The sequence below is a fragment of the Pseudomonas sp. BN414 genome, assembly GCF_029871275.1.
Lineage (GTDB): Bacteria > Pseudomonadota > Gammaproteobacteria > Pseudomonadales > Pseudomonadaceae > Metapseudomonas > Metapseudomonas resinovorans_C.
The window spans coordinates 315067-339893 of record NZ_SSOL01000066.1; the positions used below are offsets into that span (position 1 = coordinate 315067).

Annotated in this window: 22 protein-coding genes; 13 read left to right on the forward strand and 9 right to left on the reverse strand. The window is 64.1% G+C overall.

Annotation, left to right across the window (positions count from 1 at the left end):
* Positions 1–24 precede the first annotated feature (24 nt).
* From hisN to E8E95_RS15780, 4 genes are all read left to right on the forward strand, one after another.
* The gene (gene hisN / locus E8E95_RS15765) at positions 25–810 is read left to right on the forward strand and encodes a histidinol-phosphatase (protein ID WP_280351688.1); all 786 of its coding nucleotides are present in this window, start codon (positions 25–27) and stop codon (positions 808–810) included.
* A 304-nt stretch (positions 811–1114) separates the two neighbouring features.
* Positions 1115–1324 carry a cold-shock protein gene (locus E8E95_RS15770; protein WP_077525815.1) on the forward strand — a complete coding sequence of 70 codons (210 nt, stop codon included), beginning with the start codon at positions 1115–1117 and terminating at the stop codon, positions 1322–1324.
* Positions 1325–1523: 199 nt separating this feature from the next.
* Entirely contained in the window at positions 1524–2195 is a 672-nt protein-coding gene (locus tag E8E95_RS15775) for an SAM-dependent methyltransferase (RefSeq protein ID WP_280351691.1), read from the forward strand.
* An 88-nt stretch (positions 2196–2283) separates the two neighbouring features.
* Entirely contained in the window at positions 2284–2910 is a 627-nt protein-coding gene (locus tag E8E95_RS15780; RefSeq protein ID WP_280351693.1) for an isochorismatase family cysteine hydrolase, read from the forward strand.
* 134 nt (positions 2911–3044) lie between these two features.
* Here the strand turns inward: E8E95_RS15780 and E8E95_RS15785 are convergent, their stop codons facing one another.
* The 4 genes from E8E95_RS15785 to E8E95_RS15800 form a co-directional block, all read right to left on the reverse strand.
* Positions 3045–5447 (reverse strand): TonB-dependent siderophore receptor, encoded by a 2403-nt coding sequence (locus E8E95_RS15785; RefSeq protein ID WP_280351695.1) that lies wholly within the window; start codon positions 5445–5447, stop codon positions 3045–3047.
* Positions 5448–5558: 111 nt separating this feature from the next.
* Positions 5559–6524 carry a FecR domain-containing protein gene (locus E8E95_RS15790; protein ID WP_280351697.1) on the reverse strand — a complete coding sequence of 322 codons (966 nt, stop codon included), beginning with the start codon at positions 6522–6524 and terminating at the stop codon, positions 5559–5561.
* 4 nt (positions 6525–6528) lie between these two features.
* On the reverse strand, positions 6529–7053 hold the full coding sequence (locus tag E8E95_RS15795) for a sigma-70 family RNA polymerase sigma factor (protein ID WP_280351699.1): 525 nt from the start codon (positions 7051–7053) through the stop codon (positions 6529–6531).
* Between the two features lie 186 nt (positions 7054–7239).
* Positions 7240–11367, reverse strand: coding sequence for a sulfite reductase subunit alpha (locus tag E8E95_RS15800; RefSeq protein WP_280351701.1), 4128 nt, complete (start codon positions 11365–11367; stop codon positions 7240–7242).
* 595 nt (positions 11368–11962) lie between these two features.
* Here E8E95_RS15800 and nirB point away from each other — a divergent pair.
* Positions 11963–14521 (forward strand): nitrite reductase large subunit NirB, encoded by a 2559-nt coding sequence (gene nirB / locus E8E95_RS15805; RefSeq protein WP_280351703.1) that lies wholly within the window; start codon positions 11963–11965, stop codon positions 14519–14521.
* Positions 14521–14889, forward strand: a complete 369-nt coding sequence (gene nirD / locus E8E95_RS15810) for a nitrite reductase small subunit NirD (RefSeq protein WP_280351705.1) — start codon at positions 14521–14523, stop codon at positions 14887–14889. Before nirB ends, nirD begins: the two co-directional genes overlap by 1 nt.
* Before the next feature lie 110 nt (positions 14890–14999).
* Here nirD and E8E95_RS15815 read toward each other — a convergent pair whose 3' ends face one another.
* Positions 15000–15257, reverse strand: coding sequence for a hypothetical protein (locus E8E95_RS15815; protein WP_280351708.1), 258 nt, complete (start codon positions 15255–15257; stop codon positions 15000–15002).
* Positions 15258–15412: 155 nt separating this feature from the next.
* Entirely contained in the window at positions 15413–16072 is a 660-nt protein-coding gene (locus tag E8E95_RS15820; protein WP_280351710.1) for a gamma-glutamylcyclotransferase, read from the reverse strand.
* 376 nt (positions 16073–16448) lie between these two features.
* Between E8E95_RS15820 and E8E95_RS15825 the strand changes: the two genes are divergently transcribed.
* The 5 genes from E8E95_RS15825 to E8E95_RS15845 all read left to right on the forward strand — a co-directional run bounded on the left by E8E95_RS15825 (position 16449) and on the right by E8E95_RS15845 (position 21254).
* Positions 16449–17105 carry a DUF3313 domain-containing protein gene (locus E8E95_RS15825; RefSeq protein WP_280351712.1) on the forward strand — a complete coding sequence of 219 codons (657 nt, stop codon included), beginning with the start codon at positions 16449–16451 and terminating at the stop codon, positions 17103–17105.
* A 186-nt stretch (positions 17106–17291) separates the two neighbouring features.
* Positions 17292–17630: a DUF3302 domain-containing protein gene (locus E8E95_RS15830; protein WP_280351757.1), complete on the forward strand. Its 339-nt coding sequence runs from the start codon at positions 17292–17294 to the stop codon at positions 17628–17630.
* A gap of 1 nt (position 17631) precedes the next feature.
* A complete protein-coding gene (locus E8E95_RS15835; protein WP_280351714.1) occupies positions 17632–18591 on the forward strand; it encodes a biotin/lipoyl-binding protein in 960 nt (319 codons plus the stop codon).
* Positions 18592–18884: 293 nt separating this feature from the next.
* Complete coding sequence (gene ppk2, locus E8E95_RS15840; RefSeq protein WP_280351759.1) at positions 18885–19655, forward strand: polyphosphate kinase 2; 771 nt, start codon at positions 18885–18887, stop codon at positions 19653–19655.
* An 87-nt stretch (positions 19656–19742) separates the two neighbouring features.
* On the forward strand, positions 19743–21254 hold the full coding sequence (locus tag E8E95_RS15845; RefSeq protein WP_280351716.1) for a transglycosylase SLT domain-containing protein: 1512 nt from the start codon (positions 19743–19745) through the stop codon (positions 21252–21254).
* Positions 21255–21309: 55 nt separating this feature from the next.
* Here E8E95_RS15845 and E8E95_RS15850 read toward each other — a convergent pair whose 3' ends face one another.
* Positions 21310–21810 carry an outer membrane beta-barrel protein gene (locus E8E95_RS15850; protein WP_280351719.1) on the reverse strand — a complete coding sequence of 167 codons (501 nt, stop codon included), beginning with the start codon at positions 21808–21810 and terminating at the stop codon, positions 21310–21312.
* Between the two features lie 38 nt (positions 21811–21848).
* Entirely contained in the window at positions 21849–22526 is a 678-nt protein-coding gene (locus tag E8E95_RS15855) for a DUF3313 domain-containing protein (protein ID WP_280351721.1), read from the reverse strand.
* 287 nt (positions 22527–22813) lie between these two features.
* On the opposite strand from E8E95_RS15855, the gene E8E95_RS15860 reads away from it, so the two are divergent.
* Both E8E95_RS15860 and E8E95_RS15865 read left to right on the forward strand, forming a co-directional pair.
* A complete protein-coding gene (locus E8E95_RS15860; RefSeq protein WP_280351723.1) occupies positions 22814–23671 on the forward strand; it encodes a winged helix-turn-helix domain-containing protein in 858 nt (285 codons plus the stop codon).
* Positions 23668–24138: a hypothetical protein gene (locus E8E95_RS15865; protein WP_179060737.1), complete on the forward strand. Its 471-nt coding sequence runs from the start codon at positions 23668–23670 to the stop codon at positions 24136–24138. The genes E8E95_RS15860 and E8E95_RS15865 overlap by 4 nt, the downstream gene beginning before the upstream one ends.
* Before the next feature lie 60 nt (positions 24139–24198).
* On the opposite strand, the gene E8E95_RS15870 is transcribed toward E8E95_RS15865, so the two are convergent.
* Positions 24199–24378 (reverse strand): hypothetical protein, encoded by a 180-nt coding sequence (locus E8E95_RS15870; protein ID WP_158713834.1) that lies wholly within the window; start codon positions 24376–24378, stop codon positions 24199–24201.
* Between the last annotated feature and the right edge of the window lie 449 nt (positions 24379–24827).

The following is a 24827-nucleotide window of genomic DNA, read 5'->3' on the forward strand; positions in this document are numbered from 1 at the left end:
GATACGCCTGACCCGGAGTCCCCCATGAACGACCAAACCCTTCCCCCCGAGTACCTGGAATTCGCCGAAGAACTGGCGGACGCGGCGGCCCGGGTAACCCTGACGTATTTCCGTCTGCCGCTGGAGGTGGAGAACAAGGAGGCTGAGCGTTTCGACCCCGTGACCCTGGCCGACAAGGGCGCCGAGCGGGCCATGCGCGCGCTGATCGGCGAGCGCTATCCCAGCCACGGTGTCCTGGGAGAGGAAGAAGAGAACATCGCGGGTGAAGCGCCCTGGACCTGGGTACTGGACCCCGTGGATGGCACGCGCTCCTTTATCAGCGGCATCCCGCTCTGGGGCACGCTGATCGCCCTCAACGACGGCACCCGTCCTGCGCTGGGTGTAATGGACCAACCCTTTACCCGCGAACGTTTCGTCGGCGACGGCAGCAGCGCTTCGCTTAACGGCCGGCCCATCCAGACCCGCGCCTGCGGCAAGCTCACCGAGGCGACGCTGATGGTCACCAGCCCCGAGCACTTCCGCGAGTCGCCCTATCGTGAGGTCTTCGAGCAGCTTGCCGGCCAGGTGCGTCTGGTGCGCTACAGCGGCGATTGCTACGCCTACTGCATGTTGGCCCTGGGGCTGGTGGATGTGGTGCTCGATCCCGGGCTCAAGCCTTATGACATCCAGGCGCTGATGCCGATCATCCAGGGCGCCGGTGGCGTGGTTACCCGCTGGGATGGTGGCGACGCGCAGGACGGTGGCGATGTCATCGCCTGCGGAGATCCGCGCTTGCATGCACAGATCCTGGAGCTGATGCAGTCGGCATAAGTGCTGGGTGCGGGGTGGGAAACCGAAATACGAGGAGTTCCGCCTGTGGGAGTTTCTGGGTTTCCCGCCTAAGCACATGAATGCCAAGCGTATTCCGCTGCTCGAATTATTGGCCGGAAAATAAACCTGTACTTCCTGGTCGAACCGCGTATAGTCCCGCCCACTGCACTGCAAATGTCTCTGCGATACTTGGCTCGATGTTCTGATTTGAAGTTATTTCATCTCCTCGATTCGTTACAGCTTTAGCACTCAGTAGTTCCTGATCAGTTATCAGGGTTGTTTCTTTTTATCCTGGAGATATGAAATGTCCAATCGTCAATCCGGCACCGTCAAGTGGTTCAACGATGAAAAAGGCTTCGGCTTCATCACCCCCGCAGAAGGCGCTGACCTGTTCGTTCACTACCGTTCGATCGAAAGCTCGGGCTTCAAGAGCCTCAGCGAAGGCCAGCAAGTGACTTTCGAAGTCGTACGTGGCCAGAAAGGCCTGCAGGCGGACAAAGTTCAGGTAGTCTGATACTTTTCCTCTAGAAGAGCCCCGCAAATGCGGGGCTCTTTCATTTATATCTCACGAAAGTTCAACTTGATTCTTCGGCGTAGAGTGCTGGAGGGTTTTGTATTTTTATTCATCGCCTCCATGAATCATTGATAGTGGAAAGTTAGCTATTTGGTTCTGCGCTTCTGGCGGCATCACTCGCTGTATTGGAGAGTTCTGCATGCCAGGCTATCAGGTCAGATTCCAGGATATATCCGTCGGGGATATGGACTTTCATATCCGCTCGTTGCTCGATCATCAGCAGTATCATGATCCGGAGTTCGAGGCTGAGAATCTCGGAATATCCCCCGAAAGTTGGCCATTGTTCGGTCAGGTCTGGCCGTCCGGCCACGTCCTGGCGCACGCCATGCTGACGATGGAACTGGAAGGTAAGCGCATCCTCGAAGTGGGGGCTGGGCTGGCCCTCGCCAGCCTCGTCGTGCACCGACGGGGCGGCGATGTAACGGCCAGCGACTACCACCCGTTGATTCCCGCCTTCCTGACGGAAAACTTGCGCCTGAATGATCTCGGCCCGATCAATTACCAGGTCGCCAAATGGTCCGACATCAATGACGACCTCGGGCTGTTTGACATGATCATCGGCAGCGATGTCATCTACGAGCACGAACAACCGGCGCAGCTTGCCGACTTCATCGACCGCCATTCGGCCGACGTGGTGGATGTCTACATCGTCGATCCCAATCGCCCGAACCGCTCGAAGTTCTGCCAGGAAATGGCGGAACTCGAATACGACTCGGAAATCACCTGCATGAACCGCGTGATGAACAACGGCGAAGCCTATAAAGGTTCTCTGCTGCACTTCCAACGCGACGATTCCCGCTTCAATCAATGATTGGCGGCGGCATGCCGTAGTCGCGGGGCGATTCGGCCAGGGCGCTCTACACTGGCACAGGTTATCGACTGCACCGAGGCGCGGCGTCATGACCTATCCACGCGAAAGCACCGGCTTGTTGCTGGTGGACCCGTATAACGATTTCCTCAGCGAAGGCGGCAAGCTCAACGGCCTGGCCAAGCAGGTGGCCGATGCCGTGGGCACCCTGGACAACCTGCGCCGAGTGGTGGCGGCGGCGCGCAACGCCGGCATCCAGGTGTTCTACGTTCCCCATCACCGTGCACGCCCCGACGATCTCAAGGGCTGGACGCATCCCAGCCCTTACCAGCTCGGCGCCGCCCGCGCCCAGGTATTCGCGGCGGGTAGCTGGGGTGGCGAATGGCACCCGGACTTCCAGCCCCGGGAAGGTGACGTGCTGGTGCATGAGCACTGGGGCGGCAGCGGGTTCGCCAACACCGACCTGGACTTCCAGCTCAAGCAGCATGGCGTGCAGCAGGTGATCCTGGTGGGCATGCTGGCCAATACCTGCATCGAATCCACAGGGCGATTCGCCGCCGAGCTGGGCTACCACGTCACGTTGGTGACGGACGCGACGGCGGCGTTTTCAGCGGAAGCCATGCACGCGGCCCATGAGCTGAATGGGCCGACCTATGCCCACGCGATTCTCAATACCGAAGAAGTGCTGGCGGCGCTCACGACCGACCCGTCTCTCTGAAGTCGGTGCGCACAGGACCCCTACGGTCCAGAGCGGTGGTGCTTTATGTAGGAGCGAGCTTGCTCGCGAAAGGTCGGGCTCCGAAGGTTCGCGAGCAAGCTCGCTCCTACACGTTCGGTGGTGAGCCAGACGCCTCAGTAGCTGTACTTCAGCGTCGTCATGAAGTTGCGCGGGGCGCCGTACACGCCGGTGCTGTTCGCGCTGCTGAAGTACTCCTTGTCGAACACGTTGTTCAGGTTGACCGACGCAGTGAGGTTTTCGCTGACGTCGTAGCGGGCCATCAGGTTGGCGACGGCGTAGCTGTCCTGGGCGAAGACGTGCAGGTCGTCACCGTACTTGCTCTGCCAGTTGAAGCCGCCACCGACGGTCAGCTTGTCCAGGGCTCCGGGCAGGCGGTAGGAGGTGAAGGCCTTGACGTTGTGGCGCGGCACGAAGGTGCGGATGCGGTCGCCGTCGGCGCCTTCGGTGATGTTGTAGGCGTAGCCGGCGGAGACCTGCCAGCCTTCCTGCAGCTCACCGTTGAGCTCCAGTTCAACGCCTTTGCTGGTGGCGCTTTCCTCGGAGGTGTAGGCGGCAACGCCGTCCCAGATCGCCAGGTTTTCCTGCTTGGTCTTGAACAGCGACAGGCTGGAGTTGAGGCGTTCCTCGAAGAAGCTGCCTTTCACCCCGACTTCGTAGCCGGTGCCTTCCTCCGGTGGCAGGGTGCCGTTGTCGGCATCCCGGACCCAGAAGCCCTGCGGGTTGAAGATCTTGGTGTAGCTGGCATACACCGACCAGTTTTCGTTCAGGTCCTGGACCACGCCCGCATAGGGAATGGTGACGCCGGTTTCCTTCTCACTGGTCTTGCTGGTGGTATCGGGGAACGTGGTGGACTCAGTGGTGCGCTTCCAGTCGATCACGCGGCTGCCGAGGATCAGGCTGGTGCTGTCGGTCAGGTGCAGTCGGGTAGTCAGGTAAGCCGCGTACTGGTCTTCCTTCATGTCGCTCTCACCGACCTTGCTGAATGCCGGTACGTTAGCCTCCCCACCCCAGTTGTAGATGCTGTCGATGGTGCCGTCGTAGGGGGGCGTCGACCACGAACCGAGCCAGCCACCGTAATCCGGGCTGTCCATTTCGCGGAGTTGGGACAGGGTGACGCCGGTGATCAACTCGTGCTCACGGCCGAACAGGCTGAAGGGCCCGGTCGCATAGACATCCAGGTTGTCCTGGGTGGGCGAGCCGCCCCACTTGGTGGGCATGAGACTGGCGCCAGCACCGGTGGCCGGGTCGATGTCCCCGGACAGGTAGCTGACGACAGCGTCGTACTTGTTCTCGGTATGGCCGACTTCGACCTTGCCGCTCCAACCATTCTCGAACTGCTGCTCGATAGACGCGAAGACGTTGGTCTGCTCACGGTCGTAATAGGACCAGTCCGGCGCCGTGTTGGCCGAGCGCGGCATGTTGGTCTTCTGGCCGTTGCTGAAGAACATCGGGAAGCCGCCGCGCATGGGCGAGTCGGTATTGGTCTTCAGGTAGCTGAAGCCGACGGTGAGCAGGGTGGATTCGGTCAGGTCGAGTTCGGTGATGCCATAGACCAGGCCGATCTGCTGCTCGAAACGGTCGATCCAGGCGTTCTGGTCCTTGTAGTCGAGCACCATCCGGCCGCGCACGTTGCCGCTGTCGGTGAGCGAGCCGGAAACATCCACGCCACTGCCGTAACGGTCCCAACTGCCGGCTTCGGCGGTGAGGCTGATCTGCGGATCGAAGGTCGGGCGCTTGCGGATCAGGTTGACGGTGGCGGCGGGGTTGCCCATGCCGCTGATCAGGCCGGTGGCGCCGCGTACCACTTCGATGCGGTCGTAGATGGCGGTGCTCTGGGTGTAGTTATCCAGGCGCGGCGAGGTCGGCACGCCGTCCACCTCGAAGTTGTTGATCTGGAAGCCGCGCGACCAGTAGGCGTCCGAGTCGGCGCCGAGTCCGTTGCGAACCACGGTGATGCCGGACGTGGCCTCCATGGCTTCGGTGAGGTTGGTGAGCTTCTGGTCCTCGATGCGCTGGCGCGTCAGCACGGTGACCGCTTGCGGGGTTTCCTTGGGGGTGAGGTTGAGCCGCGTGGAGCTGCTGGAGGAATAGGTGGTGTAGGAACCGCTGCCTTCGGTGGTGGAGCCCGGAGCCTTGCCGGAAATGCTCAGCGTGGTCAGCTCCAGCGCCATGCCGGCGTCCGGTGCCGGTTGCAGCTCGTAATGCCCGCTGCCGGTAGGCACGGCTACCAGGGAGTTGCCGCCGAGGAGGATTTGCAGCGCCTGGTCCGGGCTGTAGTTACCGCGCAGGGGCTGGCTGGTCTTGCCCGCAGTCAGCGCACCATCTCCGGCCAGCAGAATGCCCGTCTGCGCCGCGAACAGGCCAAGCTGGGTCGCCAGCGGTCCGGCAGGGATGTCGAAGCTCTGTACTTGCTGCTCGGCGGCGAGGACTGTGGAGCTGGCCAGGAAGGACGGGGCGCTGGAAACGGCCAGGCCGATGGCGAGCGCCAGCGGGCGAGCGGAGAAGCGTGGTGACATGCTGAAAATCCTGTGGAGTCGTGAAGGCTGAACGCCGTTGTCACCAGCTAGTTCGGATGGCTCGCGAAAACCGGACATGCGAATGAGAAATATTGTTGATGATGCCTGGGATCAGCGGGGTTCCAGGCTGATCCACCAGGGCAGCGGACGGTTGATACGAATCGGCAGCACGCCTTCCAGCATCGCCAGGGCCTGCTCGCCGTCATGCAGCGGGAAGCTGCCCACCACCCGCAAGTCGGCGACTTCCGGCGCCACGACCAGGTGGCCATGGCGGTAGCGCGAGAGCTCTTCGACGAATGCCGAGAGCGGAATGTTGTCGGCCAGCAGAACGCCCTTGCTCCAACTCTGTCGCGCCGGGTTCACCGGCAAAACGGCGCTGATCCCTTGGCGGCCCAGGTGTAATTGCTCGCCGGCGCGAGCCACCGCCCTGGCGTCACCAGCCTGGTTGCGGGCCTCCACGGCGCCCTGGTAGACGCTGAGTTCGGTGCGACCTTCCCGTTGCAACACGCTGAAGCGGGTGCCCAGGGGGCGCAGTCGGCCCTCCACCGTTTCCACCAGCAGCGGGCGCGGGTCGCTGGCGGTCTCGATCAGGACCTCGCCCTGGATCAGTTTCAGCAGGCGCAGGTCGTCGCGATAGTCCACGTCCAGCGCGGAACCGCTGTTCAGCCAGAGGCGGGTGCCGTCGGCCAGACGCAGTTCGCTGACCTCGCCGACGGCGCAGTGGTAGTCCGCGCGCCAGGCAGCCAGTAGGTCGGGCAGGCCGCCATGGCGCCAACCCAACCAGCCCAGCAGGGCGACGCCGGAGATAGTTGCCAAACCGCGTAGCACCTGCCGACGTGACGTCGGGCGACGGGCACCGCGCAGCGCCTGCAAGGCACCTTCGCCGTCCGCGTGAAGCGGCTCGAAGCGTTGGCCGACCCGCTCGACGTAGTGCCAGGCCTGGCGGTGCTGGTCGCACTGGCCATGCCAGTGCTGCCATTCCCGGTGAGTCTGGAGGTCGCCGGGATCGGCGTGCAGGCGCGCATACCAGTGAGCGGCCTGTTGCAGGACGGCGTGATCGGGCTTGATTGCACTCATGGTGTCAGGCCAGCGCCTCGTCGAGCTCCGCTTCCAGCAGCAGGCACTGGAACATGGCATCGGCGATGTAGCGCGTCACGCTCCGCTCGGAAACCCCCAGGCGCTGGGCGATGTCCTTGTAGCCCAGGCCGTGAAGCTGGGCCAGAAGGAAGGCCTCGGCCACCTTCGTCGGCAAACGGCAGAGCATCGCGTGCACCTGCTGCAGGGCTTCGAGCACCAGCAGGCGATGCTCCTCGGAGGGTGCGAAGGCTTCCGGTCGGGTGGCCAGCACCTCCAGCCAGGCCTGCTCCACCTGGCGGCGGCGCCAGAAATCCACGCAGACATTGCGCGACATGCCGCTGAGATAGGCGCGGGCATGGCTCTCGTTGTCGAAGGTGCGCGGCTTGCTCAGCAGGCGCACGAAAACATCATGTGCCAGATCCGCCGCATCGCTGGCGTTGCCAAGCTTGCGGTTGAGCCATGCGCGAATCCATCCGTGATTCTCGCGGTAATACAGCTCGACTTGCCGCTGGTAGGAAGGGGTCGACATCACAGGGATACGCCGGGTTTGGGATTCGGATGCATTTGAGAAAGATTTGCATCTTATGTGCTGCGTTACCGGCTGGCAATCTGAACGTCGCAAGAGCTGTAGGAGCGAGCTTGCTCGCGAAAGAGCGCGCGCTCGGACTGTTCGCGAGCAAGCTCGCTCCTACAAATGCGGCATGCGGCCTGTCTCTCAGTAGACATCCCTCACGTAGCGCTTCTCCTGCGCCAACCTGCCGACGTAGGCCTCCGCATCAACTGCACTGAGCCCGCCATGCTCGCGCACCACTGCCTTGAGCGCGGAATCCACATCCCTGGCCATGCGGCCGGCGTCGCCGCAGACGTAGAAGTGCGCACCATCCTCCAGCCAGCGCCAAAGCTCGGCACCTTGTTCGAGCATGCGCTGCTGCACGTACACCTTCTCGGACTGGTCGCGGGAGAAGGCGGTGTCCAGGCGATGCAGGTGGCCGCTGGCCTGCCAGGCGTGCAACTCGTCGCGGTAGTAGAAGTCGGTCGCTTCCCGCTGCTCGCCGAAGAACAGCCAGTTGCGGCCCTTGGCGCCGGAAGCTTCGCGCTCCTGGAGGAAGGCGCGGAAGGGGGCGATGCCAGTGCCCGGGCCGACCATGATCATTGGCCGCTGCGGGTCGGACGGCACGCGGAAGTGGGCGGACTTCTGGATGAAGATCGGCACATCGCCCTGGCCGGCGCGGTCGGCAAGGAAGGCCGAGCAGACGCCGTCTCGATCACGTTCCTCGCACCGATAGCGCACGGTGGAAACGGTCAGGTGGACTTCGTCCGGCGTAGCCAGGGGGCTGGAGGCGATGGAATAAAGGCGCGGTTGCAGGCGCTTGAGGCAGCCCAGCAGTTCCTCTGCGCTGGCGCGGATCGGGAATGCACGCAGCAGGTCGGGCAGTTGCCTGCCCCAGAGCCAGTCGCCCAGTTCCGCCTTGTTCGCCGGCTCCAGCAGGCGCTGGAGCTCCGCACTGCCGGTGCGCTCTGCGACGAAGCGCAGCACATCGGGTGTGACCTTGGCGATCTCGAAATGCCGGCCCAGCGCATGGGAGAGTGGCAGGACGCCCTGGTCTCTCACTTCAACCGAATGATTGCCGTCGAGGTCCAGGGCAGTCAGGACCTCATTCACCAGCGACGGACAGTTGCTGGGCCACACGCCCAGCGCATCCCCAGCCTGATAGCTCAGCCCGCTGCCCTTGAGGTCGAGGACAATCTGCCGGGTCTCCTTGCTCGAACCCGGCGCATTCAGCACGGGGTTGCGCAGCAGGCGGCTGGCGAGAGGGCGTTGGCGGCTGTAGGCCGGAATCTCTGCGTCCTCGACGGGAGCTCCAACGGTCTCCAGAACCGGTTGCTCCACCACGGCACCGGCCAGGGCCCCCAGGACGTTGGCCAGCCAGGCGCGCGCCGGTTCCTCGTAATCCGGTTCGCAGTCCACGCGCGGCACCAGGCGACGGGCGCCGAGGGCTTCGAAGCGGGCGTCGAGCCGGCGGCCGAAGCCGCAGAACTGATCGTAGTTGGAGTCGCCCATGGCGAGCACGGCGAAGTCCAGCCCGGTCAGCGAGGGCGCGTTTTCCGCGTTCAGGGCGCTCCAGAGTGATGCGCCGTTGTCAGACGGATCGCCATCGCCAAAGGTGCTGGCAATCACCAGCACGGTGCCGGCGCTGGCCAGTTCGGCGGGCTGGATGGCGTCCATCGAGCGCACCGTCGCGGCGCGACCTTCAGCCTTGAGCCGTTCCGCACAGACGGAGGCGAAGCTCTCGGCATTGCCGGTTTGCGAACACCAGAGCACCAGCAAAGGGTTATCCACAACGGTAGCGGGCGCTGGTTGCGTCGCAGGTGACTCCCAACTGCGGGAGAACAGCCCTGCGAGGATGCCGTCCAGCAGAAGGCGGGTATCCGCAGCCAGGGGCGCGCTGGCCGGCAAGGTAGGGACGCCACCTTGCTTGCGGCTCTCTTCACTGCGCAGGCCGAGCAGGTAACCCTGCAGGTAGCGCTGCTCGGTGGGCGCCAGGCTGAGGTCGGCACTGTCTTCGAGATTCAGCAGGCGGGCGAAGGCGTTGATCGGCATGTCGGCGAGTTCCTCCGAGAAACCGGCGGCGGCGCTGGCCGCGACCGACTCGACTTCTAGCAAGGGGATGAGCTGGGGGCTGGCCGGCGTGACGGGCGCCAGGGCGACGGCGCTGTACTTGAATTCCGGCTGCAGCGAAATAGGGTCGATGGCGTCGCTGGTTACGGCGTTGATCGCCAGGTCGTCGCCGTAACGGTCGTTCCAGTGGAAAGGCGCGAAGCAGTTGCCCGGCTGCACGCGGTCGGTGACCACTGCCGGCAAGATGGCGCGACCACGCCGCGAGCGCACTTCAACCGGGCCCTTGTCGACGATGCCCAGACGGCTGGCATCGTTCGGGTGAATTTCCAGGAAGGCGCCAGGGTTGAGCTTGTTCAGGGTGGCCACCTTGCCGGTCTTGGTCAGGGTGTGCCACTGGTGCTGCACGCGGCCGGTGTTGAGCACCAGCGGGAAGGCATCGTCGGGCAGGTCCGCCGGTTCCATGTGCGGACGGGGAAAGAACACCCCCTTGCCGTCAGCGGTGGCGAAGGCAATGGTCGGGCGGGTGCCGTCGGCGTTCAGCTTGAGCGCCTGGCTGACGCCGTCGTTGAGGTAGCGAATGGGGTTGCGCGCGTTGGCTTCACTGCCCGGTGCGCAGGGCCATTGCAGCGGCCCCTGGCGCAGTAGCTCGAAGCTGGCGCCGCGGATGTCGTAGCCGGTCTTGGGGTTCCAGGCTCGCTTGATCTCGTCGAACACTTCCCCTGCGGAGCTGTAGCCGAAGGCGTCGGCAAACCCCATCGCACAGGCCACGCGGGCGATGATCTGCCAGTCCGGCAGGCTGTCGCCGGGGGCGTCCACGGCCTTGCGGGTGAGGGTGAGATTACGTTCGGAATTGATCATCACGCCTTCCGACTCGGCCCACAGCGCGCCGGGCAGGAGGATATCGGCGTAGCGGTTGGTCTCGGTGTCGAGGAACGCGTCCTGGGTGATCACCAGTTCGGCGGCCTGCAGCCCCTCGACGGCATGGCGGCGATTCGGCACGGTGGCCACCGGATTGGTGCAGATGATCCAGCAGGCCTTGATGTCCCCGTCACGCATGGCCTCGAACATGGCGACGGTGCCGTTGCCGCCATCCTGGCGCAGGTGCCCGCGTGGGAGTTGCCACAGGTCTTCGATGAAGGCGCGATCGTCCGCCACCAGCAGCGAGCGCTGGCCGGGCAGGCCGGGGCCCATGTAGCCCATTTCGCGTCCGCCCATGGCGTTGGGCTGGCCGGTGAGGGAGAAGGGGCCGCTGCCCGGCCGGCAGATGGCGCCGGTGGCCAGGTGCAGGTTGCACAGGGCGTTGGTGTTCCAGGTGCCGTGGGTGCTCTGGTTGAGGCCCATGGTCCAGCAGCTCATCCACTCCGGTGCTTCGCCGATCCATTGGGCGGCCTTGTGGATATCCGCTTCAGGCAGTCCGGTGATGGCGGCGACGCGTTCCGGTGCGTAGTCCTCGAGGAAAGCCGGCATGGCTTCCCAGCCTGTTGTGTGGGCGGCGATGAAGTCGGGGTCGGTCTGGCCGTTGCGATGTAGCAGGTGCAGCAGGCCGTTGAGCAAGGCGAGGTCGGTGCCCGGCCTGATGGGCAGATAGAGGCTGGCCTTGTCGGCGGTGGCAGTGCGGCGTGGGTCGACCACGATCAGCTTCGCCCCGGCCTTGACCCTGTCCATCATGCGCAGGAACAGGATCGGGTGGCAGTCGGCCATGTTGGCGCCCGTCACCAGGAACAGGTCGGCCTTGTCGAAATCCTGATAGGAGCCGGGCGGACCATCCGAACCCAGGGAGAGCTTGTAGCCGCTGCCCGCGCTGGCCATGCACAGCCGGGAGTTGGATTCGATGTGACGGGTGCGGATGAATCCCTTGGCCAGCTTGTTGGCCAGGTACTGCGCTTCCAGCGACATCTGCCCGGATACATAGAGGGAGATGGCGTCCGGGCCATGGCTATCGAGCAGGGTGCGGAGGCGTCGCGCGGTGTCGTCGATGGCCTGGTCGATGCTGGTGCGCACCGGGTCGCGGCTGCGTTCGTGGCGCAGGTAGGCGTGCTCCATGCGGCCGGAATCGGCGAGCGGCTGGGCGCAGGTATTGCCCTTGGTGCAGAGGCGGCCGAAGTTGCTCGGATGATCCTTGTCGCCCGTCACCCTGATCACGCGGTTGTCCGCGACTTCCATGACGATGCCGCAGCCGACGCCGCAATAGGGACACACGCTTCGCACTGTCTTGTTCGCCATAACCGGTTCCTGCCGCGGAAACGAAAAAGCGCCATGCCACCCTCCGTCGGAACGGGGGAGACACGGCGCCTTTGTCGTGGGGTAGGGCAATCGGCATTGATTGCCTTGGCGGTGCTATCGCAAGGCACATGCCAAGTCTCCAGCGATGCGCGTGAAGGCTTGGCGGGACGGTGCTTGCGGGTAATTTCCCGCTTGATTCGCAACGTGCTGGATGAGCTTCAGGATGGGGCGCGGAAGCTGCATTCGCACCGTTTTGGTTCTTGTCCGGATGCTAGCGGGATTCGCCGGTGGCAACGCTCGAGGCAGCTGCCGGACCTGCTGGAGGCCGCGCCGTTGCTGGCGTTGGCAAGGGAGCGCAAAACGCGATTCGGCAATCTGGCACAGCCACTGCATAGGCAGGACCAGGCCCACCGCGAACAATGCGGAGGGCGGCCCGGCAGATCAAAGGCGATCACTCCCCCGGGTTGACAGGTGTATCAGGCAGTGCGGCCCGACTACACCCATGAACGAACAGGCAAAGGCGCCTGGGACGAGAAGTCCCAGGCGCTTTTTTTTGCCCCCAGAAAACGTGATTGGCTTGGGCCGGGTGCTACCTATGAATTCCAACGTCGCTTCCACTGATGTGCAAACGCTGATCGTCATTGGCAATGGCATGGTCGGCCATCATTGCGTCGAGCAATTGATCGAGCGCGGCGCCCTGGATCGCTACCGCATCGAAGTCTTCAGCGAAGAGCCGCTGCGTGCCTATGACCGCGTGCACCTCTCCGAATACTTCACGGGCCGCGATGCCGAATCCCTGGCCCTGAGCGAGGCCAGCCTCTATCAGACGCCGGGCGTGACCCTGCACCTGGGCGTGCCCGTGCTGGGCATCGACCGCGAGCGGCGCGAAGTGATGACCGCCAACGGTAGCCTGGCCTACGACAAGCTGGTGCTGGCCACCGGTTCTTATCCTTTCGTGCCTCCTATTGAAGGCGCCGAAGGTGACTCGCGCCTGGTCTACCGCACCCTGGCGGATCTCGACACCATTCGCGCGGCTGCCGCCCAGGCACGTCGTGGCGTGGTGGTGGGCGGCGGTCTGCTGGGCCTGGAAGCGGCCAACGCGCTGAAGTCCCTGGGGCTCGACGCCCACGTGGTGGAGTTCGCCCCGCGCCTGATGCCGGTCCAACTCGACGACCTCGGCGGTGCGGCCCTCAAGGCGCGTATCGAAGCGCTCGGCGTGGGTGTGCACCTCTCCAAGGCCACCCAGTCCATCAGCGCCGGCGAGGACTATCGCTATCGGATGAACTTCGCTGGCGAGGATTTCCTGGAAACCGACCTGATCGTCTTCTCCGCCGGTATCCGCCCGCAGGATGCCCTCGCCCGCCAGTGCGGCCTCGAACTGGGCGCGCGCGGCGGCGTGGCCATCGATGGCCAATGCCTGACCTCCGATGCGGACATCTACGCCATCGGTGAGTGCGCCGCCTGGAACGGCAGCATCTTCGGCCTGGTCGCCCCCGGCTACCAGATGGCCCGCAGCGTCGCCACGCAGCTCTGCGGTGAAGACGCCGATCCCTTCATCGGCGCCGACATGTCCACCAAGCTGAAGCTGTTGGGCGTGGATGTGGGCTCGATCGGCGATGCCCACGGTGCGTTGCCTGGCGCGCGCAGCTACCGCTTCATCGACGAAGCTACTTCCAGCTATCGCCGCCTGGTGGTTTCGGCCGACGGCAAGCAGGCCCTGGGTGCCGTACTGGTCGGCGACAACAGCTACTACGACACGCTGCTGCAATACGTGCAGAACGGCATTGCGCTGCCGGCCGACCCGTCCAGCCTGATCCTGCCGGCGGGCGAGGGCGCTCCGGCCCTGGGCGCGGACGCGCTGCCGGCCACCGCCACCATCTGTTCCTGCCACAACGTCAGCAAGGGCGCGATCTGCTCCGCCATCGACGGCGGCTGCACCGACGTCGCCGGGGTCAAGACCTGCACCAAGGCGGCCACCGGCTGCGGCGGTTGCGCGGCGCTGCTCAAGCAGGTGGTGGAGCACGAGCTGTCGGCCCGTGGCGTGGCGGTGGACAAGAGCCTCTGCGAGCACTTCGCCTACACCCGTCAGGAGCTCTATGCACTGGTGCGGGTGGAAGGCATCGAGACCTTCGAGGAAATGCTCGCCAAGCATGGCCGTGGTCACGTGGGCTGCGAGATCTGCAAGCCGGCCATCGGCTCCATCCTCGCGTCCTGCTGGAACCGGCCGATCCAGGACCCCTGGCTGGTGCCGCTGCAGGACACCAACGACACCTTCATGGCCAACATGCAGAAGAACGGCACCTACTCGGTGGTGCCGCGCATCCCCGGTGGCGAGATCACCCCGGAAGGTCTGATCGCCATCGGCGAAGTGGCGAAGAAGTATGGCCTCTACACCAAGATCACCGGCGGCCAGCGCATCGACCTGTTCGGCGCCCAACTCCACGAGCTGCCGGATATCTGGGCGGAGCTGATCGCCGCCGGCTTCGAGACCGGCCACGCCTACGGCAAGTCGACCCGTACCGTGAAGTCCTGCGTCGGCAGCACCTGGTGCCGCTACGGCGTGCAGGACAGCGTGAAGATGGCCCTGGATATCGAGCACCGCTACAAGGGCCTGCGTTCCCCGCACAAGCTGAAGTTCGCCGTCTCCGGCTGCACCCGTGAATGCGCCGAGGCGCAGAGCAAGGACGTGGGTGTGATCGCCACCGAAAAGGGCTGGAACCTCTATGTCAGCGGAAACGGCGGCATGCGCCCGCGCCACGCCGAGCTGTTCGCCACCGATCTCGATGACGAAACCCTGATCCGCTACATCGACCGCTTCCTGATGTTCTACATCCGCACCGCCGACAAGCTGCAGCGCACCTCGGTCTGGCGCGAGAGCCTGGACGGCGGCCTGGACTACCTCAAGGCGGTGATCATCGACGACAGCCTGGGCCTGGGGGCGGAGCTGGAAGCACAGATGCAACTGGTGGTGGACCGTTACGAGTGCGAGTGGGCCAACGCCATCAACGACCCGGAGAAGCTCAAGCGCTTCCGCACCTTCGTCAACGACGCGAGCGGCGACCCGGACATCCATTTCGTCAAAGAACGTGGGCAGATCCGTCCGGCGCGGGCGGCCGAGCTCACCTTGATCCCAGTAGCCGAGGAGGTGGTCTGATGATCGAAGCAAGCCTGCAACGCAATGAAGTCCGGGGCCGTTGGCAAACCGTCTGCCGCCGGGAGGATCTGGTGCCCAACTCGGGCGTGGTGGCCCGGGTGAGCAACATCCAGGTAGCGCTGTTCTACCTGAAGGGCGAGGAGGGTGAGCAGTTGTTCGCGGTGCAGAACCACGACCCAATGGCTAATGCCAACGTAATCGGCCGCGGCATCATCGGCCACCTCGGCGGTGATCTGGTGATCGCCTCGCCGCTCTACAAGCAGCACTACCGTCTGGAGGACGGTTCTTGCCTGGAGTATCCGGAACAGAAGCTGCGGGTATGGCCAGTCAGGTTGCAGGGGGATGTGGTCGAAGTTGGGGTTGATTGAACGGCTGAGTTTCTACGCCGCGCCGGGGGACCAAAAGCGGTTCAGCCGCCCACCTGATCGTCAGCGGAAAGTCATCCAGAGTGAGCGGCTGTTTCTGTAGGAAGGACTTTCTACGTCGCGCCCTGGGCCCGCGCATACATCATGTGTGCGTCCATCAGCAGCGCTTCCATTCCCGAAAGCAGGGCTTCCTGGCGCAGGCGGCCGGCGGTGCCTGATCCCTGTTCAAGACGCAGGCGTTCGATCAGGCGGCAGACTTGCACCAGCCGGTAGTCGCCCAGCCGGTGGCAAGCCTCGGGGCTGGCGTCGGCGCGCACATCCAGAACGTCGACGGGGAAGTCTTCCAGGGTGGGAAAGCGGTGCGAAGTCATACGCGGGGCGCTCGTAGTTGCTGCGGGGTTCAGAACGCTACGCACGCGCCTTGTAGGGGTTCAAGGCTAGCGTATTGTGTGATTTTTCGGGTTGTCAGTAAGGAATCGGAGCCGCCAGGCAGCGATCGCAGGCGAGGAATTCGACTCCGCAGTGATCAACTGAAACTCAGCGCACCCTGCTTGCAGCAACGCACCAGCGCTTCTTCCAGCTTGCGGTCGGGCATGGCGTGGGCGCGGAGGGTGCTCGCGGTTTTCTCCACGTAGTCCCGCGTGCTGCCGTAGTGGCCGCTCGCGCCGTCGAACACCTGGCGCAGCACGTGGTCCGGCAGGGCGCCGGCATAACAGGCGAAGTCACGGCGCAACACGAAGCCAAGGGCCTGCACCTGGGGCCCGCCCTCCAACTGGCAGTTGAGCCATTTCGGTTGGTAGGCGGCGTCGGGCATTTCCCGCTGCCAGAGGGCGAACAGGTGCTCCTGCAGTTGCTCTTCCGGAAGGCGATAGGCGAAGCCCGCGCAGGAGCCGCCACGGTCCAGGCCCAGCACCAGCCCCGGCGTTTCCGGCGTGCCGCGATGGATCAGCGACCAGAGGTAGAGGCCGCGGTGATAGCCGTGGATACGCGCGCGGCGGGACTCCACCGCAGGACATTCCGGTCGCCAGATCAGCGAGCCATAGGCAAACAGCCAGACCGGCCCGCCGCGATGGCGCGCCATGGTGTTTTCCAGGGAAGCGAGCAGTTCCGCGCGAGTGAGCTGGACCGGCTGCTCGAGCAGGGGCGGGTAGGGCGTGAAAGTGGTTTCTGGAATGCTGCCGGCCATAAGTGAACTGCAATAGGGCTCGTTGTTTGTTTTAGCAGGTAGCGGGTCGTCGGCGAACTGACGGTCGTCGAATTCCGCACAAATTTCTCGCCAGCCGAGCTCAACACGTCCTGCTGATGAATGAAAGGAATGACTTGGCATGCCTTTATCGCGGGGAGTGATAAAGCGCGGCTCGTATTCAGTCGCGCGCTGTCTCCGACGAGGTGATGCGGATCGACATGTTTTGTTGCAAGGAACTGCGTCACGCTGTCATCAAATGCGAAATTTTTGTCGTGAGATGCAAAGAGCCGGTTGGCGGCTATCCCTAGGCTTTGCGACCCGGTTCCAAGGGGTGGAAAGCGTGTGCGTCCGCCCCGACAAACTCCTGGAGTCATTCATGGCGAAACCGCTTTGCACCCTTGCGCTGGCAGGCGTTGTCCTGCTCGGCAGCGGCTGTTCCAGCAAGATCACCCAACCCGAGGAGTACTCGGGTTTCCTTGGGGATTATTCAAAGCTCGAAGAAACCATGTCCGCCAGCGGCGAGCCCGTATTGCGCTGGACCGCGCCGGACTTCGATCCGAAGCGCTATGGCACGCTCCTGGTGGAAAAGCCGGTGTTCCATCCGACCCAGGCCCCCAGTGACCAGATGAGCCAGCAGACCATGGACCAGATCGCCGCCTACATGCGCATGTCGCTGCAGCGCGAGCTGATCGGCAAGGCCCGCCTGGTGGGCACACCGGAGGCGGACACCCTGATCGTGCGTCCGTCCATCTCCGCCGTGGCGATCTCCAACGAGCACCTGAAGGTCTATGAGGTCATCCCGATCGCTCTGCTGGCGGCTGCTACCACCACGGCGGCGGGAGCGCGCGACCAGGAAGTGGCCATCTACGCCGAAGTGGAAGCGGTGGATGCAGCCAGCGGCAAGCCTGTCGTCAGGACGGTGCGCAAGGGCAAGGGATTGAGCCTGGAAAACCGCAAGACTCCGCTCGTACTGGACGACCTCAAGCCCGTGCTCGATGACTGGGCGCGGGACGCGCGCAACTTCAGGCCCTGACGGGCCTCCCCCGATAAATACCCAGGTGGGAGCCGGTCGATGGCCGGTTCCTTTTCGCGTGCGCCGGAAACACTGGCGCACAGCGGCCTGGCCTCGAATCCGCAACATCTCCGGCGCCTTGCACAACCCGGCCGGATGCGGACGTCTTCCCCCCGAAAACCAGGTGATGAAATGGTAAGTGACGGGATTCTCGATTACTTCGCCCTTGGCGTGCTGTTCTTCGTCGTGATCGTGCTGTTCTACGGCATCATCGTGATCCACGACATCCCTTACGAAATCTCCAAGCGGCGCAACCACCCGCACCAGGACGCGATCCACGCCGCCGGCTGGGTGAGCCTGTTCACCCTCCATGCGCTGTGGCCGTTCCTGTGGATCTGGGCCATGTTGTACCGCGAGGATCGCGGCTGGGGCTTCGGCACACCGAAGGCCGAACTGGAGCAGCAACTGGCCGAGATGCGCCGGCGTCTGGAACGCCTGGAAGGACAGGGCGCGCCCCGTTCTGCCCATGCGGTAGAGGAGGCCTGACATGGACCTGCTGTTGATCCTCACCTACACGGCCATTTGCGTTGCCATCTTCAAGATCTTCCGCATCCCGCTGAACAAGTGGTCGGTGCCCACCGCCGCACTGGGCGGCGTGGTGCTGATCGGGACCTTGATCTTCCTGATGAACTACAACCACCCGTACTCGGAAGTGGCGCGCAGCTACTTCGTGTCGACACCGGTGATTCCGACGATCAGCGGCCAGGTGGTGGAGGTTCCGGTCAAGACCAACCAGCCGCTGGAGAAGGGCGATGTGCTGTTCCGCATTGACCCGACGCCGTTCGAGAACAAGGTGAAGTCCATCAAGGCGCAGCTGGTTTCAGCCCGTGCCGACCAGTCCCGTGCCCGTGAACTGGCTGCCCGCAATGTCGGCAACCGCCGCGACGTGGACCTCACCACCGCACGGGTGGATGACCTGCAGGCGCAGCTGAACATCGCCCAGTTCGACCTCGACCACACGGTGGTGCGCGCGCCGAGCAAGGGCTTCGTGACCCATGTGTCGCTGCGCCCGGGCATGATGGCCACGCGGTTGCCGCTGCGTCCGTCCATGGTGTTCATCCCGGACGAGGGCCACTACATCGCCGCCTGGATGCGCCAGAACAGCCAGTTGCGACTGACCCCCGGCGACGAGGCCGAAGTGGCGTTCGACGGCATCCCGGGCCAGGTGTTCAAGGGCAAGGTGAAGCAGGTGATTTCGGTGATCGGCGAAGGGCAGGTGCAGCCGTCCGGCAACCTGCTCAGCTTCACCGGCACGCCGCCCCCTGGCCGGGTGCCGGTGATCGTCGAGATCACCGACCCGGACTATGCCCAGTACGCGTCCCTGATGCCTGGCGGCGCCTACGGCCAGGCGGCACTCTACAGCGAGCATTTCCACCACGTGGCAGTGATGCGCAAGATCCTCCTGCGCATGGCGGCCTGGATGAACTACATCTTCCCCTTCCATTGAGCGTTGCACCTGCCTTTCGCCTCGGAACCTTTGCGGGTGCCGGGGCGACGGGCAGGTGATTTTTTTCTGGCTGCGGGAAATCCGGCTTGGGCGGCGCAACGCGTTGTCGCCCTCCGGTTTCAAGGACTGGCGGGACGTTCCCGCCGGCCGGGTGCGGGACGGTCACAGGGAGTACCCGAGCGCGTCTGGACAACTGCATGGATTTCGCTGCGCGGAATCCGCATGTCTGACAGAGAGAGGGATGTATGACCGGGAAAACCGACAAGTCCAGGGAGTTGGCCAACGGGCTCAGGATGCCTCGCAAGCAGTACGAGGCGGAGCTGAAAAGGTTGCATGTCGAACTGGTGAAGCTGCAGCGTTGGGTGGTGCAGGAAGGGATCAAGGTCTGCGTCGTCTTCGAAGGCCGTGATGGGGCCGGCAAGGGCGGTGTGATCAAGGCCCTCACGGATCGCACCAGCCCGCGCATCTTCCGCACGGTCGCGTTGCCGACGCCCACGGAGCGGGAGAAGTCGCAGATGTACGTACAGCGCTACATCGGACACTTCCCGGCCGGTGGCGAAGTCGTGATCTTCGACAGGAGCTGGTACAACCGCGCGGGCGTCGAGCGGGTCATGGGCTTCTGCAGTGACAAGGAGGTCGAAAAGTTCTTCGCCTTCACGCCGCTGTTCGAGCGCGCGGTGGTCGAGTCGGGGATCATCCTGCTGAAGTACTGGCTGGAGGTCAGTCCGCAGGAGCAGGAGCGCCGGCTCGAGGACCGCATCCGCGACGGGCGCAAGACCTGGAAGCTGTCGCCGATGGACATCAAGTCCTTCACGCGCTGGGACGACTACACCCGGGCGCGCGATGAAATGTTCATGGCGACCGATACCTCGTGGGCGCCCTGGCATATCGCCCGCTCGGAGGACAAACGCCGCGTTCGCCTCAATGTCATCCAGCACCTCCTGGACCAGATTCCCTACGAGGACGTCCCCGAGGAAAGCGAAGCGAAGCTGCCCAAGCGAGGCAGGATCGGGACCGATCAATCCCCCGACTATCCCTTCCGTTACATCGCCCAGCGGTACTGAGCCGCCAGGCGCCGAGGCTCGCCTCACCGCCCCGGGCTGCGGTCATCCGGCTCGCGGGCGGATCTGAATCCGAATACAGGAACTCCCATGGCAACTCGTACAGGGCGCACCTCGCTGCGCTCGTTCCCGGGCGTGATCGCCCTGCCGGCCGGCCTGCTGCTGGGCGTCCTGCCGCTGGCCCACGCCGTGCAGCAGAACGTCGTGCCGATTGCAGCGCCGATGCTCGCACCCGAGCCGCCGCCGAATCGAACCTATGATTTCGAATGCCTTCGCGAGCGCCGCACCATCCGCATCCTGGTCCCCTACAGCCGCACCTTCTTCCACATCGAGCAAGGCCGCCAGAAGGGCGTCAGCCATGAAACCGGACTGGCGTTCGAACGCTGGCTCAATCAGCGATACCCGCGCCGGAGTGGTGGTCCGCGCTGGCACGTGATGTTCATCCCGGTAAGCCGCGATCAGTTGCTGCCCAGCCTGATCCGTGGCGTCGGTGACATTGCCGCAGGTGGTTTGGTGGCAGACGAGCGTGCACGCTTCGGTGGGCAGGTGGTCATGGCGTCCGGTGAGTTCCGCAGCGAACCGGTGCTGGTGAGCGGCCCCTTCGGCGCGAAGCTTGCGCGCCTCGATGACCTGGCCGGCAAGGAGGTCGCGGTACCCGCGCTGAGCCATGATTTCTGGGGACTGGTGGAACTGAGCCGGACCTTCAGCGAGCGTGGTCTGGCGCCGATTCATCTGTTGCCCCAGGCCGAAGGCATCGAGCCCGAGGAGCTGCTGGGACGGGTGAATGCCGGGACGCTCGCCGCAGCCGTGGTGGACCGGCGCGTGGCGAAAGCCTGGCAGCCGACCCTGGAAAACCTTGCGATCCAGCCCCTCCGGTTCTCCTGGGGTGGCCACTACGCCTGGGCCGTGCGCGACGGCAATCCCGAGCTGCGTGAAGTGTTGGCGGAATTTTTCAGTGATCAGCAGCGCGGCAGGCGCCCGGCACGAGCCTGGAAGGAGGAGCGGCTGGAGGCCGGACGCTTTCTCGATGAACCGGCTTCAGCCGACGAACTGCGTCGTTTCCACCGGCTCAATCGGGCCTTTATCGCGTCCGCCGAGCGCCATGGCCTGGACCCCCTGATGCTGATGGCCCAGGCCTTCCACGAATCGCGGTTCGACCAGCGTGCGCGCAGCAACCAGGGCGCGGTGGGGGTGATGCAGGTGCTGCCAAGTACTGCGGCGGACCCGAATGTGCGGGTGTCAGGCGTAGGCAGCAGTGCGGAAAGGAACGTCGAAGCTGCCAGCAAGTACCTGCGTTTTCTCGCCGACACCTACCTGGACGACCCGGCGCTGACTCCGGACAACCGTATGTTCCTGCTGCTTGCGGCCTATAACGCCGGGCCCGGCAATTTGCAGAAGATCAGGCGCATGGCGCGGGAAAGCGGTCTCGACCCGGATCGCTGGTACGGCCATGTGGAGCGGATGGCGGCCAGGGAACTGGGGCGTGAAACCCTCGATTACGTGAGCAATGTGTACAAGTACTACGTCTCCTACCGATTCGCCCAGGAGCGGGAGGAAATGCAGGCGGAAAGCCTGTTCGGCAGGCTGGAAAAAAGGGGCTGAGATGCAGCCCCTGGGAAGGAGCGGCTCGCTGCCGAGGCAGGAGCCGCACGGGGAATCAGAAGAGCACGTAGGCGCTGGCGCTGGTCTGGTCGAGTTCGATATCACCGACCTTCAGGACTTCCTGTTCCAGGCGCACGCCGACGTTGCGGAACACGTCCACTTCGACGCCGAGACCGTAGGTCAGGTCCAGGTCGCTGCTGTCACCGGCGCTGTCGTCGTCGGCCTCCCATGCATGCACGCCGGCACTGGCGAACAGGCGCACGCGGTCGCCCACCGGAACGCCGAAGTGAGCGGCGGCCTGCAGGGAGTGGCCGTCGAAATCGGCGCGCTCGCCTTCGAAGCTGCCCAGGTCGACCCATGCGCCTTCCACGGCCAGGTAGGGGTTGAAGCGGTAGCCGACGTAGGCCTTGTAGCTGTTGTCGTCGTCGCCGATGGTGCGCTCGTCGATTTCGACCCGGGTCACGCCGCCGCCCAGGTACAGGCCGCGGTCATCCGCGAGAGCGCTGAGGGAGCTGAAGGTGAGGAGGGCGGCTGCCAGTTGTTTGCCGAATTTCATCATTTGTCCTGTGGGGTTGGTTGGATTGGAGCGGGGGATCAGGCCGATCCTTTTGGCCGGAACTCTCTGTCCAGGCGTTCGCGAATCTGTAATGCGCTCGCGTCGAGGGCCGGGTAGATGTCCTCGACCGTGGGCTTGTCGGATTGCCCGATGTTGCGACCCTTGGCGCGGTCGACGGCGCGAGCGAGGGTTTCGCCGCTGGTGCCGTCGCGGACTTCGCTTTCGAAGAACACATAGAGGGTTTCATCGCGCACGCCGGTGACGTGCAGGGAGAGGCCGATCAGCATGCCGATCGGGATGTACTCCGTGACGTTCGGATCACGGGGCTTACGCTGGAGATCGGCGATCGATACACGCAAGGAGAGGGCCCCCGGTGTGGGGCGGTTCACCAGGCGGTAGCCGGCTGAGGACAATTGCCGTTCCAGCTGGCCACGGAAGTGGAGGAGCAGTTTGTTGATATCCGCATCGGACTCGCTGAAAACCTGCTCGTTATTGGCGAGTGACTTGGGCAAGTCGATGTATATCGATTTGTCGTGTTTGCTTGAAAGTGGCGCTGGATATTTCTTCCAGGCAATGGTGCCTTCGTCTCTTTCAATGATTTGCAACGGCGCAGTGGCGGGTCGCGTCGATAGTTCGGTCGTGTCGATGGCGGGAGCCATCGAACAGCCACACAGCGCCATCGAAAGCGAGAGGATGGAAAGTTCTTTGATATGCATGTGAATTCCTGTTGGGGTCGCGCCGGCCGGCCTGCTCGATGCACCGGGGAGTGGTCGCAGGCACGAACGGCAGTCCGGCTTGCCGCAAGCGGTTCATCCGGATGAAAGAGCACGTGAAGCCTTGCTTTCGCGCCCTTTCCGGCGCCCATGCACTGTGGGCCAAGGGCGGCCAGAGCAAGAATCAAAAATCGTTATTTGTGCCGTGTGGTGCGCAGCTGGGAGTCGATGTGCGAGAGAATCCGCATCATTCCTGTGGTTAATGAAATCAATAAGCTCAGAAAAGATTCATGAAAAACCAGTTCAAGTTCTTCCTGAAGAGTGGCGGCGCCGTGTTGTTCGATGCCGCAAACAACCAGTTGCATATAAGTTCGAATGTGGGTGAGCCGCGCACGGTGACACTTTCCTATTCGGAGTCCCGCTTGTTGCAACTTCTGCTGGATAAACCGGGGGAAACCCGCAGTCGCAACGAAATAATGGAATACGCCTGGGATAACCGTGTGGTTGCCGCCGGAAGTCTGAACCAGGCGATATTCACCCTGCGCAACCTGATCGAAGACGGCACCGACCACGAGTTGCTGCAGACCGTCCCGCGCCGGGGTTATCGATTCAACGCGCAACAGGTCGCCGAAGAAGCCACGCCGCCGCCCGCATCGGCGCCCGCGCCGGGCGTCGCCGAAGTCGTGGCCGGGGCGGACGCGGAGCAGGCCCCGACGACCGCCGATTCTCCATTCACCGCCCCACGGCATCGGCTGGCGAACCTGCTCCGCTCGCCGAAGCTGCTGGTGCCTGCCTATGCATTGATGTGCTGCCTGCTCGCGCTGGTGGCGCTGTATCGCCTGGGCGTCTTCGATGACGCCGCGTCGGAGCTGGTAATCGAAGACGTGGCGGTCGGTCCCATGACCTACCACTTCATCGGCGACAGCGCCGAGGAGAACGCCAGGATTCGCGAGACCTTCAAGCCGGCGCTGGATGCCCGCGAGGAAGGCCTTGCCGGACATATCTGGATCAACCGCTCGAACCGCCTCTATGACCTGGCCTGCGTGCGTACCGATGGCACCACGGAGAACCTGATCTTTCTCGAGGACAACAAGATGGCCAACCTGCAACTGGAAATGGTCCGTCGCTGCATGAGGGGCTGGCCATGATGCTGCGCCGCTACAAACACGCCTTCATCCTCGGCGGGCTGGCCTTGCTGGCCGTGGCCGGCCTGGTGTTCGACCGTCCCGCCTACAGGCTCGGCGTTTCCTACCACGGCACCAGCGACATCGTGCTCAACGACGGTGCGCGGATTCGCCTGGAAGAGCGGCTCATCATCGGTGAAAAGATGAGCTTCGCTGCCATGGAACGAGTCGCTTCGGAGGTCAATTACGCGTCGCTGGTGGCGGATGTCCTGCATTTCGGACCCCGCAGTATCGATGTCCGCCTGCAGAAGGCCCAGACCAGTCGGGCCCGGCCCATGGAACGGATGAGTGAGATTCCCGATGTGATGTTCGGCCGTCAGTACGGCCTGGCGACGGGGGCGACGATGCGGCTGGAATTCCTGCCGGCGCCGGAGGGCGCGATCTGCTACTACGCCCGCGAGATTGACAACTTCCGCTGCCTGAACCGCTGAACTCCCGCCTGGTGCGCGGAGCGGTGGCAATGGCTGGCCACCCTCCGGTGCCTGCCCCTGTCAGGCGCTTTCCGGCAGGCGAAGTTCGGTCACTTCCTTGAGCTTCCCATCCAGGGTGCGGGTTTCCACGCTCAGGATGACCATGGGCCGCTCGGTGCGAACGACCTTGATGCGAGTGAGGGTATCCGAGGTGTTCTGGATGACCAGGGATTCCCCGACATTGCGACACAGGACCAGCATTTCAGGCACTCCGTTGAAGTAGTCACGGCATCGATTCTCGAAGCCGCTGCAGGCCTGATGCGAATCAAAAATGTTCATTGCTGTTGGGGCCCTGTAGCGGGCCGACTTCGGGCCGCTGGCTGCTTCAGGTTGGCTATTGGCTCGCTTGCGCGGGGCCGGGGCGGGCCGCGTTCGGAAGAGGGTGACTACCGGCTGCGCGGAGTATCAGGGCAGCCCTTCGGTCTGCTTGGCGATTGAAATCGCCCCCACAGGAAGGGTGCCCCCGGGAAGTACGGAGCCGCTGGCGCGAGTCACCCCTCGCCCTGCGGGAGAGGGGCCGGGGGAGAGGGTGGTTACCGGCAGCGCGGAGTATCAGGGCAGCCCTTCGGCCTGCTTGGCGAATGAATTCGCCCCCACAGGAAGGGTGCCCCCGGGAAGTACGGAGCCGCCGGCGCGAGTCACCCCTCGCC

What these genes read in the sequence shown, in the direction of transcription:
- hisN (WP_280351688.1), top strand. Translation starts at nt 25, where the DNA reads ATGAACGACCAAACCCTTCCCCCCGAGTACCTGGAATTCGCCGAAGAA.
- E8E95_RS15770 (WP_077525815.1), top strand. Translation starts at nt 1,115, where the DNA reads ATGTCCAATCGTCAATCCGGCACCGTCAAGTGGTTCAACGATGAAAAA.
- E8E95_RS15775 (WP_280351691.1), top strand. Translation starts at nt 1,524, where the DNA reads ATGCCAGGCTATCAGGTCAGATTCCAGGATATATCCGTCGGGGATATG.
- E8E95_RS15780 (WP_280351693.1), top strand. Translation starts at nt 2,284, where the DNA reads ATGACCTATCCACGCGAAAGCACCGGCTTGTTGCTGGTGGACCCGTAT.
- E8E95_RS15785 (WP_280351695.1), bottom strand. Translation starts at nt 5,447, where the DNA reads ATGTCACCACGCTTCTCCGCTCGCCCGCTGGCGCTCGCCATCGGCCTG.
- E8E95_RS15790 (WP_280351697.1), bottom strand. Translation starts at nt 6,524, where the DNA reads ATGAGTGCAATCAAGCCCGATCACGCCGTCCTGCAACAGGCCGCTCAC.
- E8E95_RS15795 (WP_280351699.1), bottom strand. Translation starts at nt 7,053, where the DNA reads ATGTCGACCCCTTCCTACCAGCGGCAAGTCGAGCTGTATTACCGCGAG.
- E8E95_RS15800 (WP_280351701.1), bottom strand. Translation starts at nt 11,367, where the DNA reads ATGGCGAACAAGACAGTGCGAAGCGTGTGTCCCTATTGCGGCGTCGGC.
- nirB (WP_280351703.1), top strand. Translation starts at nt 11,963, where the DNA reads ATGAATTCCAACGTCGCTTCCACTGATGTGCAAACGCTGATCGTCATT.
- nirD (WP_280351705.1), top strand. Translation starts at nt 14,521, where the DNA reads ATGATCGAAGCAAGCCTGCAACGCAATGAAGTCCGGGGCCGTTGGCAA.
- E8E95_RS15815 (WP_280351708.1), bottom strand. Translation starts at nt 15,257, where the DNA reads ATGACTTCGCACCGCTTTCCCACCCTGGAAGACTTCCCCGTCGACGTT.
- E8E95_RS15820 (WP_280351710.1), bottom strand. Translation starts at nt 16,072, where the DNA reads ATGGCCGGCAGCATTCCAGAAACCACTTTCACGCCCTACCCGCCCCTG.
- E8E95_RS15825 (WP_280351712.1), top strand. Translation starts at nt 16,449, where the DNA reads ATGGCGAAACCGCTTTGCACCCTTGCGCTGGCAGGCGTTGTCCTGCTC.
- E8E95_RS15835 (WP_280351714.1), top strand. Translation starts at nt 17,632, where the DNA reads ATGGACCTGCTGTTGATCCTCACCTACACGGCCATTTGCGTTGCCATC.
- ppk2 (WP_280351759.1), top strand. Translation starts at nt 18,885, where the DNA reads ATGCCTCGCAAGCAGTACGAGGCGGAGCTGAAAAGGTTGCATGTCGAA.
- E8E95_RS15845 (WP_280351716.1), top strand. Translation starts at nt 19,743, where the DNA reads ATGGCAACTCGTACAGGGCGCACCTCGCTGCGCTCGTTCCCGGGCGTG.
- E8E95_RS15850 (WP_280351719.1), bottom strand. Translation starts at nt 21,810, where the DNA reads ATGAAATTCGGCAAACAACTGGCAGCCGCCCTCCTCACCTTCAGCTCC.
- E8E95_RS15855 (WP_280351721.1), bottom strand. Translation starts at nt 22,526, where the DNA reads ATGCATATCAAAGAACTTTCCATCCTCTCGCTTTCGATGGCGCTGTGT.
- E8E95_RS15860 (WP_280351723.1), top strand. Translation starts at nt 22,814, where the DNA reads ATGAAAAACCAGTTCAAGTTCTTCCTGAAGAGTGGCGGCGCCGTGTTG.
- E8E95_RS15865 (WP_179060737.1), top strand. Translation starts at nt 23,668, where the DNA reads ATGATGCTGCGCCGCTACAAACACGCCTTCATCCTCGGCGGGCTGGCC.
- E8E95_RS15870 (WP_158713834.1), bottom strand. Translation starts at nt 24,378, where the DNA reads ATGCTGGTCCTGTGTCGCAATGTCGGGGAATCCCTGGTCATCCAGAAC.